The following is an 18,655-nucleotide window of genomic DNA, read 5'->3' as shown; positions in this document are numbered from 1 at the left end:
AGGCGCGGACGTGGGGCCGGGGCGCGGAGCGCCCCGGTTCCTCCCCGTGGCAACGTCCGGGGCCGGACGCGGCGGTGCCCTGCGCGCACCCCGCGCGGCTATCCCCCTGTGCGCGCCCCGGCTCGGCTATCCTCCTGTGCGCGCCCCGCGCCGCTATCCCCCTGTGCGCTGCCACCACGCGCGCAGGTCCCCGACGTCCAGCGTGCCATCTCCGTTGCCGGTGAGGTCCAGGTGGTCCGCTTCGCCGTCCGGCAGCGAGCCGGTTCCGGTGAGCGCGTCCACGATGCGCGCCAACACCAGCGGCGGATCCACGATCAGCTCCAGCGAATCCACGACCTGGGTGCCGAGTGCGTCCAGGATCCCGACCGCGACCCGCCACAGGCCGGGCGCGTCCGCGGTCCCGCCCAGGTCGACGTGGTCGCCGGTGGCGGACCACGTCACGCCGGGCGGTAGCGCGCCCTCCACACCCACGCTGTACGGCAGCGCGCCGCCCGCGATCCGGTAGCGGGCCACGACGCCTGCGTCCTGCCGCAGGACCACCGGCGCGTTGCCGTCCTGCAGGCGGGCCTCGCGCGCGGTGGACAGGACCACATGGGCCTGGCCGTCCGCGATCCACATCTCGTGGAGCGTCACGGTGGTGGGCACGCCCCGGTGCGTGCGGGTGGACGGCACGGTGGTGTTGTCGAGTCGCGCCACGCTGCCCCCGCGCGCGAAGAGGTCTGCGGCCACGCCCCGGTTGCCCCCCTCCGCCTCCAGACGCCGGAGTGCGGCGTCCCCGTCCGCCTCGACGGTGTGGTAGCGCGTCAGCGGGGGATCGCTGGGGGGCAGGAGCTGCGCGTTCTCGTCCCGGTGCAGGACCAGGATCCCTTGGTCGGGCAGCGCGGCATCGAAGCCACTGCGGTCCCGGTACTCGACGATCAAGGACTCGTCGCCGGCGAGGTCCAACGGGATGCGCAGGCCGGTTCCATCCCGGCTGATGGGATCGAGGATGTACTCCACGTCGCGCACCAGGCCTACCGTCACGAGCGGCTGCCAGCCCACCAGATCCCGCAGGAAGGACGTGAAGTAGACCGGCCCGAAGCGCGGCACCTGCGGCCCGGTGCCACAGCCCCACGCACCCGCCGACATGAGGTCGAAGCAGCCCACGTTCCAGTAGCGGCCCTCACGCCCCACCCCGGGCGTGGCGGCGTACAGGTCCGGCAGCCCGATGGTGTGCCCGAACTCGTGCGCGATGACGTTGGCCACCTGCGCGGTGGCGCCCGTGCAGTCCACCGCGCTCTGCGCGATGTAGAGCTGCACGCGGATGGGCTCCCCGTTGGAGGCGATGTCCTGCGTGGGCAGCGCGCCATTGGGGAATCCCCCGATGTGGGGCCAGATGGCGGGGCCGCCACAGCTCCCGGCCACGTCCGGGTACTGCACGGCGATCTCGATCAGGCCGTTCCCGTCCTCGTCGAAGGTCCGGAAGTCGATGAAGGGGTCCGCGGCCGCGACGGCCTGGGCCACCCACGTGCGGGTCTCCGGTGTGATCCATCCGTGCCCGTCCACGCTGCCCGACGCCTCCAGCACCGTCATCTCCGTGTCCACCCACGGGGTGACCGTTCCCTCCACGGTCAGGCGTCCGCCGGAGGCGGCCGCATAGAACCCGCTGAGCGTGCTCGATGCCGGTCCGGTGAACAGGGCCTGGTCGATCTCGTCCTGCGTCACCGGCGGCGCAGGCGAGTCCGCGAAGCGCGCCAGGATCACCGGCAGACGGGCCGTGCCGGTCCGTGGGATCGCGGCGGTGAGGGCCGGGGCGCGCGCGAGTCCCGTCGGCACGCGCACACCCTCGGGCAGGGCGGGGCCACCCGGCGGCGTGAACGGCTCGACGTGGAGCACGAACGGCGGGAGCGCCTGGGCCGCGGCGTTCCCGGGCGCAGCGCACCAGGTCAGGACGGTTCCGAGCGCCAGGAGCGCGCCCACGAGATGCGCGGAGCGCGTAGCCCGGCGCCGCGGTCCGGACCGGTGTGGATCCGACGGTGCACGCGAGCGAGCGAGCGCGGCGTGCCGCCGCGACCGCCGGCTCATCGCGCCACCTCCACCGTGTAGCCGGACAGATCGGTGCGCAGCGTGTTGTCCGGCGCGGCCACCTGGACGAGCTCCACCTGCACGGCCTCCGCGTCGGTGGGAACGCGGAAGCGCGGGACGCCCGCCGTGTCCAGCAACACCACCACGGACCACCCGTCCGCGAGCGGCCGCGTGAAGAGCGTGCCGGCCTCCGCCTGCGGCTCCGGTACACCGGCGCCACGCACGCGGAAGACCGCAGCCCCTTCGACCGTGTTGGGGGTGCGCAGGCGCACCATCAGCGGGGTGGACGGCCCGGACGTGGTGGCGTCTCCGCCGCAGGCGGCGGCGACCGCGAGGACGATCCCGACCGCGAGGACGCGGCCGGCACGGTGGACGGTCAGGGGCATCGGGGGCCTCCCGGCGGAGAGGGGCGCGGACGGCGGACATGCGAGCCGACCCGGCCGGACCCACCCCGCCACCACCCCGCAGATACGGGCGGGAGCGGAAGGGCGTTACGCCCGCTCAGAACGACAGCAGCTTCGTGAACTTGAGGGTGATCAGCCGTTCCCGGACGGTCCCGGAGTCCGTGTCGCGCAGCTCGGTGAGGACCAGGAAGAGGTCCGACAGCGGCGCGTGGATCCAGTTGAGACGGATGTTCGTGACGAGCTGCTGGCTGGCCTCGTTGTACTGCACGAACGCGGTGGTGAGCAGCCGCGTGGAGAAGAAGCCGTTCAGCTTGGCACCGAACACGTCCGCGGTCACGGGCGCCTGGCCCGGCAGGTCGATGCGGTTGTGGTTGAGGGACAGGTCGAGCAGCCAGCGGTAGCCCAGCCGTCCCAGCACGTTGCCGCCGACCGAGAAGCGGTTGCCTCCGAAGTAGCCGCCACCGCCCACGTTCACGCGGCCCGACATGGCCCGCGCGCGGCTGGCATCGTAGGAGGCGGAGAACTCGGTGTAGTCGTAGATGCCCACCGGCACGGTCGCGCCGCTCACCGTGAACGGATCGTCGATGGCCTCATGGAGGTTGTTCACGCTGAAGCGCGCGGTGGCGCCGTCGCGGAAGTCCAGATCCAGCCCTCCCGCCACCTCGCGGGTCTGCAGCGAGCCGGAGAGGTCGTCGTAGTGGTGGACCTCGACGTAGGGATTGAGCTCCTGCAGCACCGGGCTCGACACGCGCGGCCGGATACCCAGCGTGCCGTAGAGGTGCTTGATGCCCTTGCGGCGCACGAACCCGACGGCGGGGTCGAAGTCGTCGTCGAACTGGCGGTAGAGCAGCACCGCCTCCCAGAACGGGTCACGCCAGATGGCGGAGACGCGCCCGGCCCACTCCGTATCGTTCGCGGTGCCGTCGGCGGCCCTGCCGGACGTGCCCGCCAGGTACGACTGCACCAGCAGGTAGTCCTGGAACGCCTGGTAGTTGAGGTCCACCCCGTAGCTGCGGTTGGCGAACTCGTTGCCCGACGTGGCGCTGCGGTTGATGAAGATCCCGCCGAGTGTCAGCCCCGGCAGCGCCGTGCCTTTCACCCGCGCCACCGTGAAGTTCTCGGGGACGAACTCGTCCTCGCTGCGGGTCTGCATGTTGATCAGACCCACCGTCAGCGGACCCGCGGTGCCCGTCACGCGGCCGCCGCCCAGGATGGGCAGCGGCGCGCCTCCCGGCGTCAGCCCGATCCGCCGCGAATGGAACAGCGTGAAGTCACGGTTGGAGACGCCGTTCCTCTGCATGGGCTGGCCCTGGTCGCCGAACTCGAAGATGCCGGCGTTCTCCAGGAAGAACTCACGCTTCTCGGGGAAGAAGAGCGAGAAGCGCGTGAGGTTGACCTGCTCCTGGTCCACCTCGACCTGGCTGAAGTCGGTGTTGACGGTCAGGTCCAGCGTCATGCCGGGTGTGAGCCCCACCTTCAGATCGGCGCCACCATCCAGCTCGGTGCCCTGCCCCGCGCGCAGCGTGCCCGACGGCTCCGCGGCCAGGACGAACGGCTTGAGCGAGAGATTGCGGCCAGGACGGATGCCGTCCAGGCCCTCCAGCGTGCCGGCACGCGACATCACATAGAGCTGCCACTGGCGATCCATCGGTGCCCAGGTGGCATCCTCGTTCTTGCGGCGGATCCGGCGCAGGAGGTTCAGCCCCCACACCTGCCGGTCCACGCCCGCCGGAAAGCGCAGCGTGGACCAGGGCACCGCGATCTCCAGCGTCCAGCCGGTCTCGTGGATGCGGGTGCGCAGGTCGTAGGCCGCCTCCCAGGCGGCGTTGTTGATCCGGCCGTCGTCGGACGTCTGCGAGTCGCGGACGGCGCCCCCCGGGTTGATGAAGAACGCATACGCGCTGCGGCCGTCGTGGAACGTGTCCAGCGTGAAGCCGAAGGCGTCGCCGTCCCGGGTGTTGGGATCGCGTTGCAGCGTGGGGATGACGAGCCCGCCCGGATCCGAGTCGTACATCTCGGCGCCGATGTACAGGTTCTCGTCGTCGTAGAGGATGCGGACCTCGGTGCGCTCCGTGGCCGGGAGGCCCGCGAACGGCTTCTGCTGCACGAAGCGATCGATGACGGGCGCCGCCGCCCAGGCGGCCTCGTCCAGGCGCGCGTCCACGTCGATGGGACCCGTGGCTCGCACGGCGGCCGCCGCCGGCCGCGGCGCGGCGTCCAGGTCGGCGATGCGCTCGGGTTCGGCTCCGGCTCCACCGGCGTCCACGGCCTCCTGGGCCAGGAGCGGCGGGGGGACCAGGAAGGCGAACAGGCACACCGTCGCGAGCGAGCGGGCGGTGCGGACGGGGACCGGAGGGCGTGGAGCGGCGGGAACGGCTCGGAGCATGGACGGGATGGTATCCCGCGGGCGGGCCTCCGCGCCAGGGACGCGCGACGCCGACCGACCGGTCCGCGGGCGGGCCTCCCCGCGGGGGCGCGTGCCGCCGACCGACCGATCCGCGGGCGGGAGCCGTCCGCTCGGCGGCGGCGTCCCGCACGCTTGACGCCGGAGCCGCCCGTCCGGGATGTTCGGCCGATGCACATCGATCCCAGTGACATCGCGCTCTGCATCGCCGACGAGGTGGCGCCGGGCCGCCCCGGGGACAGCGTCCCCACGTCCGTCCCCATCGTGCAGACGTCGCTGTTCTCCTTCCCGGACTTCGGCGCCCTGCTGGACGCCTTCACCTCCGAGAGCAGCCATCACGTCTACTCACGCGGGCAGAACCCCACCGTGGAGGAGCTGGAGCGCAAGGTGGCCCGGCTCGAGCGGGGTGAGGCCGCCAAGGCGTTCGCGTCCGGCATGGCCGCCATCAGCGCCGTCTTCCTGGGGCTGCTGGAACAGGGCGACCACATCCTGTTCCTGAACCACATCTACGGACCCACGCTCCAGCTCGCGCGCCACCTGCGCCGCTTCGGGATCGAGCACGACGTGTGTCTCGACCCGGACCCCGCCGCCATCGAGGCCGCCCTACGCCCCGAGACCCGCCTGATCTGGATGGAGAGCCCGGGCACGATGCTGTTCCGGTCCCTGGATCTCGCGGCCGTGGCGGAGCTGGCGCGGGCTCGCGGGATCACGACGGGCATCGACAACAGCTGGGCCACGCCGCTCCTGCAGAAGCCCCTGCCGCTCGGCATCGACATCTCCATGCACACGTGCACCAAGTACCTCGGCGGCCACAGCGACCTGGTGGCCGGCGTGGTGGTGAGCGACCGGGAGCGCATGGAGCGCATCTTCTATCGCGCCTACCTGCTCAACGGAGGCATCCTGCCCCCGTTCGACGCCTGGTTGCTGCTGCGCGGCATGCGCACGCTGCCCACCCGCCTGCGCCAGCACGAAGCGGACGCGCTGGCCATCGCGCGTTGGCTGCAGGCGCATCCGGCCGTGCGCGCCGTGCACCATCCGGCGCTCGGACCCGACCGCGATCTGGCCGAGCGGCAGATGACCGGGTACAGCGGCACCTTCGCGTTCGAGCTGGCCCCGGGCGACTTCGGGTCGGTGCAGGCGGTCATCGACGCCCTGCGCGTGTTCCGCATCGGGGTGAGCTGGGGCGGCGTGGAGAGCCTGGTGATCTCCCCCATGCGGCCCGACAATGCGCGCTCGCTCGAAGCCAAGGGGATCCCGTCGGGGCTCATCCGGCTGTCGGTGGGCCTCGAGGGCGCGGAGGTGTTGATCGACGATCTCGCGTCCGCGCTGGCGAACGCTTCGTGACCCGCCGCCCCCCCACGCTCGGCGCCGCGCTGCTTCCGATCGCGGCCATGGCGGGCCTGTTCGTGCTGGGCGCGCTCGTGCTGTCGCCCACGGCCGAGCTGCTGATCGTGGTGCTGCTGGGCGCCGCGGCGGTCGCGGGCGCGGTCGCCGTGCGGCAGGGCTGCACGTTCGACGACATCCAGACCGCGACCGGCGCCAAGGTGGCCTCCGTGCTGCCCGCGCTGCTGATCCTGCTGTCCATCGGCATGCTGATCGCCTCGTGGGTGATCTCCGGCACCATCCCCACGCTGGTCTACTGGGGGATCCGGTGGGTGGACCCGCGCTTCCTGGTGCTGACCGCCTTCCTCACCACCGCGTTGATGTCGCTGTTCACGGGGACGTCGTGGGGCTCGGCCGGCACCATCGGCGTCGCGCTGCTCGGCACGGCCGCCGCGTTGGACGCACCCCTGGCCGCGACGGCGGGCGCGGTGGTGTCGGGTGCCTACTTCGGCGACAAGATGTCGCCGCTCTCCGACTCCACGAACATCTGCGCCATCGGCGCGGGCGCACCGCTCTACGCGCACATCCGTCACATGCTCTACACGGCGGTGCCGTCGTTCCTGGTGGCCACCGTCGTCTATGCGCTCGTCGGCCGGTTGGGCAGCGCCCCGTCCGCCATGCCCGACAGCGCCCGGACGCTGCTGACGGACCTGGACGCCTCGTTCACGCTGGGTGCGGTGGCACTGGTGCCCGCGCTGATCGTGGTGATCGGCATCGTGCGGCGCACGCCGCCGGTCCTGGCCATCGCGGTCTCCTCCGCCGTCGCCGTCCTGCTGGCCGTCGGGATCCAGGGCGTCGCGGTCGGGGACGCGCTGACCGCGGTGGTGAGCGGCGTGCGGCTTCCCATGCTGACGGAGAGCGCGTCGGCGGGGGATGCGTTCGCGCGTCTGGTCGAGCGCGGCGGGCTCTACAGCATGGCGCCCACGCTCGTCGTCGTACTCGCGGCCTTCCTGTTGGCGGGCGCCATGGACGCTTCGGGCTCGCTCGACCTGCTGGTCGAGCGGTTGCTGGGCACCGTGCGCTCCACGTTCGGGCTGATCGCGGCCACCATGGGCGCTGGCGCCACCACCATCGCGCTGACGAGCCACGGTGGGGTGACCGCCCTGATCGTGGGCGGGCTCTTCCAGGGTGCCTACCGCGAGCGCGCGCTCGCGCCCGAGAACCTGTCGCGCTCCCTGGAGGACTCGGTGACGATCACCGAGCCGCTCATGCCCTGGACGGTCTCCGCCGTCTTCATGGCCACCACGCTCGGCGTGCCCACCGTGGCCTACGCGCCCTGGGCGGTCTTCTGCTGGCTGGGGCCGGTCTTCTCGCTGACCTGGGCGGGTCTGTGGGAGCGCACGGGCTTCGGGCTGCGCCGCCTTCCGAGCTCGGCTCCGGGCGGGGTCCCGTTGGACACGGCCGTCCGACCGGTCCTAGGTTCGGACGCATGCGAACCCGTACCGGACTCCGTGGCCTCACCCTCGTCCTGACGCCGCTGGCGCTCGCCTGCGCGGCGGAGGACGCCCGGCTGGGTCCCACCGATGGGCGCGACCTGCCGCGCACGGATCTCGAGCGCGTGGCGGTGGGCACTCCCGCTCCCGACTTCACGCTGGCGGCCTACGAAGGCGATCCCGTGCGTCTGTCCGACCTGCGCGGACGCCCGATCGTCCTGGTCTTCTACCGCGGGCACTGGTGACCCTGGTGCGCCGGTCAGCTCGGGGAGCTGAGTGAGCTGCTGGACGCCGATCCCGCGCTGGACGCGGAGGTGGTCGCCGTCTCCGTGGACGACCGGGAGAAGCAGGGCCTCATGATCGAGCGGGTGGCGCAGGACGGCCATACGCTCGACTTCCCCCTGCTCTCGGATCCGGATCACGCGGTGATCGATCGCTACGGCCTCTTCAACCAGGAGGATCCGCGCGGCCGTGAGATCGCGCATCCGGCCACGTTCGTGCTGGATGCGGACGGCGTGGTGCGCTGGCGCTTCGTGGAGGTGGACTACAAGGTCCGTCCCACCAACGAGGACGTCCTGCGGGAGCTGCGCGCGCTACCGGATCGCTGAGCGGCGGCGGGCACGCGGCGCAGCGGCGGCGGGCACGCAGCGCAGCGGCGGCTAGAAGCGAGCAGCGGCGGCTAGAAGCGATAGGTGTAGTTGGCCTTCAGCGTGGCGCCGCGCGACACCGTCTGGAACCCGGGCGTCCGAGGGTCGAGCGCGTCCAGCGCGCGATAGTCCACCCAGTTGTGGGTGTAGACCAGGAAGAGGTCGTTGCCGGGGCTCAGGATCCAACGGAACTTCGTGAACAGCCCCACGAGCTCGCTGACGTCGTCGTATTGGACGTTGCCCGTCACGGAGGCCCAGGGACTGATGTCCCAGGCGCCCTGGATGTTGGTCAGGTTGGTGCGGAACGCGCCCTGGGGCAGGCGCACGTCGTTGATCTCGTAGCCCGTCCCCAGGCTGATGCCCGGGTTGGGGCGGACGGTGACGTTGAGGTCCCACGACGTGCGATCCCCGTTCCAGAAGCCGCCGTCCGAGAAGCTCACGCGACCGGAGACCCGGCGGCGCCCGGCGGTCCGCACCGACGCCCGCAGCTCTCGGGTGTCGTAGCCTCCCGCCTGGATCGGAATCCCGGAGGAGACCTCGAAGGACTCGTCGAGGTACTCGTACTGGCTGCCGTAGCTGATCTCGAAGTTGTCGCCGCTCTCGAACTGCAGCTCCAGCAGGTTCAGGTCCCACGAGCGCTCGAGCAGCTGGCTCTCCAGATCCCACATGGATCGGAACGTCACCCCGAACTGCATGCGCCGCAGCCAGGTGAGGCCCTGGGGCCGCGGACCGTAGCGCAACGACGGCTCCACGCGCCGGAAGCCGTTGCGCGTGACGAACCCCACCGCAGGATCGTAGGCGGAGCCGAACTCGCGGTACGAGAGGTGGCCGCTCCAGAGATCGTTGGGGAAGTCGAAGCGGAGGCCACGCGCGGTCAGGTCTCCCGTGCTCTTCGCCGGCGCACCGGGTGCCCCCGCGTCCGGGTCCGAGTTCCAGACCACGAAGGCCTCGAACTGGGCGTTCTTGTCCCCGAACAGACGCGACGTGAAGAGGTCCACGTCCACGCCGGCGGTGTGCTGGGCGTCCGGCCGGAAGCCGGTGGAGTCCGCGCCGCTGGAGCGGCGCGTGTAGATGGCGCCGATGGTGGACTGCTGGAAGAGCGGTTGGCGCACGCGCGCCACCGTGTACTCCTCCCCCGCCAACACACCCAGGTCGCCGGTCGAGACCTGGAGGAAGCCCACCTCGGTCGAGCCCACCTGGCCGCCGAGGCGAGCCCCGTAGCGGATGGGCACCGGGGAGCCTTCGTTCAGACCGATGCGCCGGCTGAAGTACGGAGAGGGCCCGCTCGAGGACGCAAACGAATAGACACCCGATCCCTCGAGGAAGAAGTCCCGCCGCTCCGGGAAGCGCTGGGGGAAGCGCGTGAGATTCACGCGGCGGTCGTCCGACTCCACCTCGGCGAAGTCCGTGTTGACGGTGACCGCGGCGCGCAGCCCCGGCGTGATGCTGTAGGAGACGTCGAACCCGACGTCGCGCGGCCAGGTGGTCGGGTCCAGGTCCTCCGTCACCGTGCGGACTCCGGTGGTCACGTAGGGCTTGACCTCCAGACCCAGCCCCTGGGACATGCCACCCAGGCCGGTCAGGCGGCCCGCGTGGATGGGCCGACGCAGCCCCTCGTTGCGGCGGTGGCCACTCCAGAGGATCTCCTCGTTCTTGCGCCGCACCGTGCGCTGGAAGTTGATCCCCCACGTGTCGAGCGTGGGATCGAAGTTGAGCGTGCGGAAGGGGATGCGGATCTCCGCCGACCAGCCCTCCGGCACCCGCGCCACCTGGGCCTCCCAGATGCCGTCCCAGGACTTGTTGACGCCGCCCCCCCCGAAGCCACCCCCGCCGCCCCCGCCGGTGAGGATGCCGTCGCCCATCAGGCCCGCGGGATTGATCTCGAAGAAGTACCCCGTGCGCCCGTCCAGGAAGGTGTCCAGGATCCACATGAAGCGGTCGTCGGTGCCGAGCCCCTCGTCCCGCCGCTTCTGGAAGGCCAGGATCCCGTCGGGGTCGCTGTCGTAGAGCATGGCCCCGATGTACAGGTTGTCCTGGTCGATCAGCACCGAGATCTCGGTGCGCTCGGTGGGCAGGGCGCCTTCGCGCGGATCCTGCTGCCGGAACTCCGTGATGGGCGTCGCCTGTGCCCAGGCGGTCTCGCTGAGCCGTCCGTCCAGGCGGATCTCGCTCGCGCCGTCCAGCCGCAGCGCCTCCAGCCGGAAGTCGGCCGCGGATGCGGCGGGGGGCAGGGTCTCCGACAGGTCTTGTGCCGCGAGAGGGGCGGCGAGCAGGAACAGCGCGGCGAGGGGAAGCGGGGCGGAGACGTTCGACACCGGTTCTCGGGGCTCGGGGGGTTCTGGGATTGGCCGCGCCGCGCGAGGACGCAGATCGTCATGACCACGACAGCCGGCCCCCCGCAAACGTTAGGCCGGGTGGTGCGCACGCCTCGGCCGGGCGTGCGCGGCTAGAAGCGGGAGGAGCGCAGCCAGACGTCCGCGCGCGCCCAGCTCCGCTCGAACTGCGTGCGCACCTGATCGGCGCTCCCGGTCTTGTCCTGCGCCCGGAGCGCCTGCTCCAGGCCGAACAGGCACCAGCCGTTGCGCGGATGATCCTCCAGCGCCGCGCGGTAGACGGCCTCCGCCTCCTCCGGCCGCCCCGCCTCCAGCAGCACGGCCCCCAGCCAGTGGCGGGCCGAGAAGATGAGCGGCTCGGGCTCGTCGTAGCGGATGCCGTCCTCGATGCGCACCGCCTCCTCCAGCACCCGCACGGCGTCGTTCCAGCGTTCCTGTCCGGCGAGCATCTCGCCTTCCAGGATGCCGCCCACCACCGAGACGAGGTCCGTGCCCGGGTGTCCCCGGAACTGTGCGGTCTCCGGCATCGAGCGCACGTTGGCCTTCAGCGCGTCCAGATAGACCCGGGCGCTGTCGGCGTCACCCAGCTTGTAGTGGGCGTAGCCACGGCTGAACTGCAGGAAGCCACGGAAGGTGGGATCCTCCGGCATCACGTCCAGCTCGAGCACCTCGTCGAACCGCCCGAAGCGCACGAGCACCAGGCCGCGGTAGAACTGTCCGCCTTCCACGATCTTCTCGTAGTCGCGGGCGGCCTGCGTAGCCACGGCACCCTGGCCGTCCATCGAGGCCGCAAACAGCAGCATGTGCACGTTGTGCGAAGGATAGATGGCGAAGCCCTCGCCGTATTCGGACTTCTGGTCCGAGTGCCACGCCTGCACGTTGGCCCGCACCGCGTCCGCCCAGCGCCCGATGCGGTTGTAGGTGTGCGAGGGCATGTGGTTGATGTGGCTGGCGCCGGGGATGGCGTTGCCCAGATGCTCCGCACAGGCCTCGGCCTTGCCGGGCGCCGTCGTGGACTCCGTGGCGTGGATGTAGAGATGGCAGGCGCCGGGATGGCGGATGTCCTTGGACAGCACCGCCTCCAGCGTCCGATGCACCTCCTGCACCGTAGGATCGTTCAGATCCCAGTTGCCGCGGCGCGGGAGCAGCAGCATGAGGGACTCCCCGTAGAGGGTCCCCACCTCCGGATCGTCCGGATACTCCCGCCAGACCTCGGCCAGCGCGCGCGCATACGCGCTGTCCAGACGGACGCGGGCAGCGGCGTCGTGCCGCCGCTCGTAACGCACCGCCATGGCATCGATGAGGGCGCGCTCGATCTCGTTGGAGCGGTCGCGCGCCAGCTCCTGCGCTTTGCGCACGGCCTCCCAGGCTGCCGGCGCGTCCTCCGCACGCATGGGGCCGTTCAGGTAGGGACCCAGGGCCCACGCCTCCCCGAAGAAGCACATGGCGCACGTGGCATCGCGCCGCTGGGCCTCGCGGAAGGAGCGGGCCGCGTCCGGCGGTGTGAACGAGTACAGGAGCTGCATGCCCTGGTTGAAGTACGCCTGCGCCTCCCGCGACGTCGTGGTCACCGTGCGCTGATGCGGACCCAGCACCTGCTCGCTGTAGAGCGGCATGGGGCCGTCGGCGCCGCCTCCGGGAGCGGAGGGGCCGCTCCCGCCCCCGCGCGAGACGGAGGCGCAGGCGGTCGGGACGACGAGCAACGTGACCAGCAGGACCGGGCGGAGCATGGCTTCCCTCGCAGGGTCGGGCGGAGTGGGGCGCAGCCGGATGCGCCGGACCACCGGGCTCGATAGGATGGCATCCGGTCCCCATGCGCACCACCCCGCTCCCCTGCCGGACGCTTCGATGATCGAGTACCGGGAGATCCCGCCTCCTGCCCCGCTGCGCGACGCGGTCGTGTGCTTCTGGTCGCTGCGCGGGCAGGGCGCGGGGGCCGGGTCCCCGTGGCGGATCCTGCCGGACGGCTGCTTCGACCTGCTCCTCCCGCTCGCCGGCGACGTGGAGCGGGGCGCCGCGGGCGAGCGCATCGTCGAGCCCCGGGTCATCGGCCCCATGACCCGGAGCCTGGAGGTGCGCTCCCCGGGCTCGATCGAGCTCGTGGGGATCCGGTTCCGGCCGGGGCCGGCGTCCCGGCTCTTTCCCCTGCGCGCGCTCCGCGACCTGGCCGTGCCCGCGGCCGACCTGGTGGCGGGCACGGGAGCGCTCGCGGACCGGGTACGGGCGAGCCCGGAGCGCGAGCGCCCGGCTCGGCTGGCCGAGTGGCTGACCTGCGCGCTCGCACGCGCTCCGATCGAGCCGGCCGATGCCGCCCTGGCCCGCACGCTGTCGGCGGTGGGCCCGGGGCGTGTGCGCGATCTGGCCCGATCGCTCGGGCTCTCCGAGCGGCAGCTCCACCGCCGCACCCTCGCCCTGTGGGGGCTGAGCCCGGCCGAGACGCGGAGCCTGGGGCGGTTCCGGAGGGCCCTGGTGCGCCTGCACGGGGGTCGGACCACCCTGTCGGAGGTCGCCCACGCCTGCGGCTACGCGGACCACGCGCACATGACGCGGGAGTTCGTTCGGTTCAGCGGACAGCCCCCGTCGCGCCATCGCGCGGGCCACGCGGGCGCGCCGGCGTCCGATCCGTTCAAGACCGGGCGGCGCTGATGCGCGAGCGTCCGCCCTGGACCTCCTCCCCCTTGCCCTTCGGGCGCCGGCCCTCCTGATGCCTGCGCTCCTCACGCTGACCCTCATCCCCCGCGCACCCATGCAGAGCGACCACGACCGCAGGATCGACTACGTGGAGTTCGGCACCACCGACCTCCAGGCCTCCAAGCGCTTCTTCGCCGACGTCTTCGGCTGGTCCTTCCAGGACTGGGGCGAGGAGTACACGTCCTTCGAGGACGGCCGGCTGGCGGGGGGCTTCACGGCGGGAACGCCAGGTGGCGCGCCACTGGTGATCCTCTACGCCACCGATCTCGACGCCACGCGCGCGCGGGTGGAGGCGGCTGGCGGCACCGTGATGAACGAGCACAGCTTCCCGGGCGGGCGCCGGTTCCACTTCGTGGAGCCGGGCGGCAACCACCTGGCGGTCTGGTCGGAGAAATAGGGAGCGGGGCGGCCGCTCGGCGCAGACCCGACCGCAGCCGACTGCACGCGCGCCCGCGGACCTCTACATCTCCGCGATGGAGGAGGCCGTGACCAGGAGCGGGCGGTCGAGCACCGGCCGGTCGCCCTGGAACGTCTGCGCCAGCGCCGCGAGCCCGCTCCAGTCGCCGTCGGCGGGCACCTTCGACAGCACCAGCATGTCCCGACCCGGCACCGCAGCCGCCAGGCGTTCGCCGGGCCCGAGCTGCTCTCCGACGAGGAGCAGCCGGGTCGCGTCGTACCCGTCGCCGGTGGCCACGGCCACCAGCCCCTCCTGATCGAGCGCCGTGCGCACGGGCTCGGACGAGGTGCGGGCGCGCAGGTTGGCGAGCGCCAGCGCGTGGAGCGCCTCCGCGTCCAGCTCCAGCTCCGAGCGCCGGACCTCGGTCAGATACGACATCGCGTGCGCACCGTCGAGCACGTAGACCACCGCGAGCGAGCTGCCGGAGACCGGACGGACGGGCAGCTCCACCGTGGACCGGAGCTCGGCCAGGAAGGACGGTCCGACCAGCATGGGAAGGACGCGTTCGCGGTCCGCCGGCGTGAGGGCCGCGGACGTCTCGCGCAGCGAATCGGCGGCACCGGCGAAGAAGTGGCGGAACCGCTCCTGGCGGGCGGTCCGGTCGGCCGCGGCGTCTCCGCTGCGGATCTCCGAGAGCTCGCGGTAGAGGTGGGTGAGATCCACCTGCAGGGCATCGTCCCCGGCCTGGATGCGCAGACGGGCGGAGCCCTCCTCCACCAGGGTCCATCCGGGCCACGTCTCGGCGAGGTGCGCCCGGATCTCGGCACGCATGGCCGCCCGCCAGGCGGAGCGCGCTCCCCACAGGAGCGCCAGCGCCCCGATCACCACTCCGGCTCCGATCCCCAGCCACAGCATGGCCGTCCTCCTGCCCCGGGCCTGACGCGTCCTCCGGCTTCCAGCCGATCCGGGAGCGATGAGCAATCCCCGGACCAGGGAGCGGCCGCGCCGGGGTGACCGGCCGCGCCGCTGGCGCGATCTTCCGGCATGACGGCGGAGAACGACGGCCCCGCACCCCGGAGGCGCATCACCCTCTGGAGCGTCCTGCTCGCGGCGCTCTGGATCTTCGTGCTCGTGCGCCTCGCGCCCCACCTGGCGGCCGTGGTGGGGATCGAGACGGGTGGGGACCGCACGCCCGCCTTTGCGTACGTCACCCTGGACGGGGACACGGTCTCCGCCGAAGCGCTCCGGGGCCGGGTGGTGCTGGTGAACTTCTGGGCCACGTGGTGCGCGCCCTGCCGGGTGGAGATGCCGGCGCTCCAGGCCATGGCGGAGCGGCACGCCGACGCGGGTCTCGTGGTGCTCGGCCTCTCGCGGGACGTGGCGCCCGAGGCGCAGGTGCGGGCCTTCCTGGACGATCGGGGCGTCACCTACCCGGTGGCCGTGGTCGGTCAGGAGGCCGAGGCCCGCTTCGGCGGCGTGCGCGGCTATCCCACGTCCTTCCTGCTCGACCGGTCCGGTCGGGTGCGCCACGCCGCGCTCGGCCCACTCGCGATGGTCTCCTTCGAGCCGGCCGTCCGCCGTCTGCTGGCCGAGCACTGATCCGGTCCGCATGCTGTGCCGCGCGGGCCCGACCCGCTGCACTCCGTCCTCCTGGCGCGCCCCGCGCGTCCTCCACCTCTGCCCCGGCCCGCCCGTGATGAATCGTCTGCGCGCGCTCGCCCTCCTCCTGCCGGCCCTCCTCGGCGCGGCCTTCGCCCCGCTCGCGGCCCAGCACGCCGACGCCCTGCCCGCCGGCCTCTTCGACGGGCTGCAGTACCGGTATATCGGGCCGGTGGGCAACCGCGTCTCCGCGGTGGCGGGCGTGCCGGGCGCGCCCTTCGTCTACTACTTCGGCGCGGCCTCGGGCGGGGTCTTCAAGACCACCGACGGCGGCGTGCACTGGACGCCCGTCTTCGACGACCAGGACGTCATGTCGGTGGGCGCGCTCGCCGTGGCACCGTCGGACTCGAGCATCGTGTGGGTGGGCACGGGCGAAGCGCACATCCGCTCCAACGTCTCCATCGGAGCCGGTGTGTTCCGTTCGCTCGACGGCGGGCGCACCTGGACGCACATGGGGCTGGCCGAGACCGGACGGATCGGACGCATCCGCATCCATCCCCGCGATCCCAACACGGTCTATGTGGCCGCGCTCGGGCACCTCTATGGTCCGCAGGAGGAACGCGGCGTCTTCCGAACGCGGGACGGTGGCGAAACCTGGGACCGCGTGCTGTTCGTGGACGACAGCACGGGCGCCTACGACCTGGAGATGGACCCGGAGGACCCGTCCGTGCTGTACGCCTCCACGTGGCAGATGTGGATCCGCACGTGGGGCCGGTGGAGCGGGGGCCCCGGAAGCGGGATCTTCGCCACCCGGGACGGGGGCGACACGTGGACCCGCCTCGAGGGCAACGGTCTGCCGGAGGAGCACGTGGGCAAGATCGGGTTGGCGATGTCGGCGGCCGACCCGGCGCGGCTCTACGCGCTCATCGAGACGAACGCCAACCGGGCCGTGGGCGACGTGGATCCCCAGCACGGTGTGCTGTGGCGCAGCGACGATCGCGGCCGCACGTGGAGGATCGTGAGCCGGGAGCACGCGCTCAACCAACGGCCCGCCTACTACACGCGGATCGTGGCCTCGCCCACGGACGCCGACGTGGTCTACACGCTCGCGACCCGCTTCCTGGTCTCCCGCGACGGCGGGGAGAGCTTCCAGCGCGGCACTCCCGGTGGGGACCATCACGACATGTGGATCGATCCGCTCGATCCCGACCGCCAGATCGTCGGGCACGACGGCGGGGTGAGCATCACGGTGGACGGCGGGCGGCAGTGGACCCGCCCCCGGCTGCCCATCGCCCAGATGTACCACGTCTACACGGACAGCCGCATTCCGTACGGCGTCTACGGCAACCGCCAGGACGGGCCCTCCATGGCCGGGCCGTCCAACTCGCTGACGGGGGGAACCATCCCGATCGGGGAATGGCATTCCGTCGGCGGCTGCGAGTCCGGCTTCGCCGTGCCCGATCCGGTCGAGCCCGACGTCGTCTGGTCCGGATGCTACGAGGGCATCCTGCAACGCTACGACCACCGGACCGGGCTGGCTCGCACCGTGAGCGTGTGGCCGGACAATCCCGAAGGGTGGGAGGCGGGTCCGCTGCGGTACCGCTTCCAGTGGACCTTCCCCATCGCCATCTCCCCGCACGACCACACGCGCGTGTACGTGGGCAGCCAGCACGTGCACCGCACCACCAACGGCGGGCAGACCTGGGAGGTCATCAGCCCCGACCTGACGACCGACGATCCCACGCTGCAGCAGAAGAGCGGTGGCCTGACCCCGGACGACGTCAGCCCGACCTACGCGTCGGTGCTGTTCGCCATCGCGGAGTCGCCGCGCGAGCGCGGCGTGATCTGGGCGGGCTCCAACGACGGTCTGGTGCACGTCACCCGCGACGATGGGGCCACCTGGACGGACGTCACGGCCGGTCTCGAAGGGCTGCCGCCGCTGGGCACGGTGTCCAACGTCGAGCCGTCCCGCCACGCGGATGGAACGGCCTACGTGACCGTGGACCTGCACCAGCTCGGCGACACCCGTCCGTACGTGTATCGCACCGCGGACTACGGCCGCACCTGGACCTCCATCGCGGACGGCATCCCGGTCGGTACGTTCAGCTACGTCCACGTCGTCCGGGAGGATCCGGTGCGGCCGGGCCTGCTCTACCTCGGGACCGAGAACGGTCTGTACGTCTCCTTCGACGACGGCGGCTCCTGGACGCCGCTGCAGGCCAACCTGCCGCGCGCGCCCGTCCACTGGCTGGAGATCCAGCCCCACTTCAACGACCTGGTCGTGGCCACGTACGGTCGGGGGTTCTGGATCCTGGACGACGTCACGGCCCTGCAGCAGCTCGACACCGCCGCACTCGCGCGGGACGCGCATCTCTTCGCGGCCCGACCCGCCTACCGCTTCCACATGAAGGAGGCGCCCCAGAGCCAACCGGAGGATCCGGCCGCCGGGCGCAATCCCACCTACGGCGCCTCCTTGAACCTGTGGGTGGCGCAAACGCCCCGGGACGCGCGCCTGGAGGTGGTGGACGCGAGCGGGACGGTGATCCGCCGCGCGCCGCTGAACCGGCTGCGGGCGGGGATCAATCGTCTGCACTGGGATCTGGAGGAGGACGCCTCGCGCACGCCCCGTCTGCGCACGCAGCCGCTCGAGCACGAGCACGTGGAGCTGAACGCCGACGGCTGGCGTCCCGCGCCGGAGGGCGGAGGCGTCGCCCCGCTCGCGCCGCCCGGACGCTACACCGTGCGGGTGAGCATCGACGGTCGCACGCTGGAGACGCCGCTGGAGGTACGGAAGGACCCCACCGCCACCGGGAGCCTGGCGGACATCGAGGCGCAGGTGGCCCTGATCCGCGACATCCGCGACCGCACGAACGCCGTCGCGGATCTCATCGACGAGATCGAGATCCTGCGCGCCCGCGTGGACGAGCTGGAGGCGGACGCGGCCGGCGCGGAGGCCGTGTTGCGCACGGCCGCCGTCCTGGACCGCGAGCTCATCGACCTGGAGATGGGCCTGATCGATCTGCGCCTGACCGGCGGCAACGCCGGTCAGGACTCGCTGCGCTGGCCACGGCAGCTCTACGCCAAGCTGATGAGCCTGGCCGGGTACGCCAGCGGGACGGATCAGCCGCCGACCGATGCCACGCTGGAGGTCTTCGCGCTCTATCAGCAGTGGCTGGCCGACGCCCAGGCGCGGATGGACACCATCCGCACGGGGGCCCTGGCGCGGCTGAACGCGGCGCTCGTGGCCGCGGGTCGCGCACCGGTGGGATGAGCCTCACGCCGCGGCCCTGCTAGATTCCA

Annotated in this window: 13 protein-coding genes; 7 read left to right on the top strand and 6 right to left on the bottom strand. The window is 72.1% G+C overall.

Features of this window, described 5'->3' with window-relative positions; genetic code table 11:
• Positions 1-153 precede the first annotated feature (153 nt).
• The 3 genes from R3E98_09205 to R3E98_09195 all read right to left on the bottom strand — a co-directional run bounded on the left by R3E98_09205 (position 154) and on the right by R3E98_09195 (position 4,854).
• Complete coding sequence (locus R3E98_09205) at positions 154-1,959, bottom strand: M6 family metalloprotease domain-containing protein (GenBank protein ID MEZ4423575.1); 1,806 nt, start codon at positions 1,957-1,959, stop codon at positions 154-156.
• A gap of 101 nt (positions 1,960-2,060) precedes the next feature.
• The gene (locus R3E98_09200) at positions 2,061-2,450 is read right to left on the bottom strand and encodes a hypothetical protein (protein MEZ4423574.1); all 390 of its coding nucleotides are present in this window, start codon (positions 2,448-2,450) and stop codon (positions 2,061-2,063) included.
• A gap of 115 nt (positions 2,451-2,565) precedes the next feature.
• Positions 2,566-4,854, bottom strand: coding sequence for a DUF5916 domain-containing protein (locus tag R3E98_09195; GenBank protein MEZ4423573.1), 2,289 nt, complete (start codon positions 4,852-4,854; stop codon positions 2,566-2,568).
• A gap of 189 nt (positions 4,855-5,043) precedes the next feature.
• On the opposite strand from R3E98_09195, the gene R3E98_09190 reads away from it, so the two are divergent.
• From R3E98_09190 to R3E98_09180, 3 genes are read left to right on the top strand one after another with little or no spacing between them, the layout of a single operon-like run.
• Positions 5,044-6,216 (top strand): PLP-dependent aspartate aminotransferase family protein, encoded by a 1,173-nt coding sequence (locus tag R3E98_09190; GenBank protein MEZ4423572.1) that lies wholly within the window; start codon positions 5,044-5,046, stop codon positions 6,214-6,216.
• Positions 6,213-7,727, top strand: coding sequence for a Na+/H+ antiporter NhaC (gene nhaC / locus R3E98_09185; protein ID MEZ4423571.1), 1,515 nt, complete (start codon positions 6,213-6,215; stop codon positions 7,725-7,727). The genes R3E98_09190 and nhaC overlap by 4 nt, the downstream gene beginning before the upstream one ends.
• Complete coding sequence (locus tag R3E98_09180; GenBank protein MEZ4423570.1) at positions 7,685-8,296, top strand: peroxiredoxin; 612 nt, start codon at positions 7,685-7,687, stop codon at positions 8,294-8,296. The genes nhaC and R3E98_09180 overlap by 43 nt, the downstream gene beginning before the upstream one ends.
• 71 nt (positions 8,297-8,367) lie before the next feature.
• On the opposite strand, the gene R3E98_09175 is transcribed toward R3E98_09180, so the two are convergent.
• Entirely contained in the window at positions 8,368-10,650 is a 2,283-nt protein-coding gene (locus R3E98_09175) for a DUF5916 domain-containing protein (protein ID MEZ4423569.1), read from the bottom strand.
• A gap of 131 nt (positions 10,651-10,781) precedes the next feature.
• Positions 10,782-12,398, bottom strand: a complete 1,617-nt coding sequence (locus R3E98_09170; GenBank protein ID MEZ4423568.1) for a hypothetical protein — start codon at positions 12,396-12,398, stop codon at positions 10,782-10,784.
• 118 nt (positions 12,399-12,516) lie between these two features.
• Here R3E98_09170 and R3E98_09165 point away from each other — a divergent pair, with 118 nt between their 5' ends.
• Positions 12,517-13,314, top strand: coding sequence for an AraC family transcriptional regulator (locus tag R3E98_09165; protein ID MEZ4423567.1), 798 nt, complete (start codon positions 12,517-12,519; stop codon positions 13,312-13,314).
• A 58-nt stretch (positions 13,315-13,372) separates the two neighbouring features.
• On the top strand, positions 13,373-13,756 hold the full coding sequence (locus tag R3E98_09160; GenBank protein ID MEZ4423566.1) for a VOC family protein: 384 nt from the start codon (positions 13,373-13,375) through the stop codon (positions 13,754-13,756).
• A 63-nt stretch (positions 13,757-13,819) separates the two neighbouring features.
• Here R3E98_09160 and R3E98_09155 read toward each other — a convergent pair whose 3' ends face one another.
• Positions 13,820-14,671, bottom strand: coding sequence for a DUF1444 family protein (locus tag R3E98_09155; GenBank protein ID MEZ4423565.1), 852 nt, complete (start codon positions 14,669-14,671; stop codon positions 13,820-13,822).
• A gap of 129 nt (positions 14,672-14,800) precedes the next feature.
• Here R3E98_09155 and R3E98_09150 point away from each other — a divergent pair, with 129 nt between their 5' ends.
• A complete protein-coding gene (locus tag R3E98_09150) occupies positions 14,801-15,355 on the top strand; it encodes a TlpA disulfide reductase family protein (GenBank protein ID MEZ4423564.1) in 555 nt (184 codons plus the stop codon).
• A gap of 97 nt (positions 15,356-15,452) precedes the next feature.
• Positions 15,453-18,626 carry a sialidase gene (locus R3E98_09145; protein MEZ4423563.1) on the top strand — a complete coding sequence of 1,058 codons (3,174 nt, stop codon included), beginning with the start codon at positions 15,453-15,455 and terminating at the stop codon, positions 18,624-18,626.
• Positions 18,627-18,655 lie beyond the last annotated feature (29 nt).

It is taken from the genome of Gemmatimonadota bacterium, assembly GCA_041390125.1.
Lineage (GTDB): Bacteria > Gemmatimonadota > Gemmatimonadetes > Longimicrobiales > Gaopeijiaceae > JAGQIF01.
The sequence above is the reverse complement of the archived record's forward strand: the minus strand, read 5'-3'. Positions and strand labels throughout refer to the sequence as shown.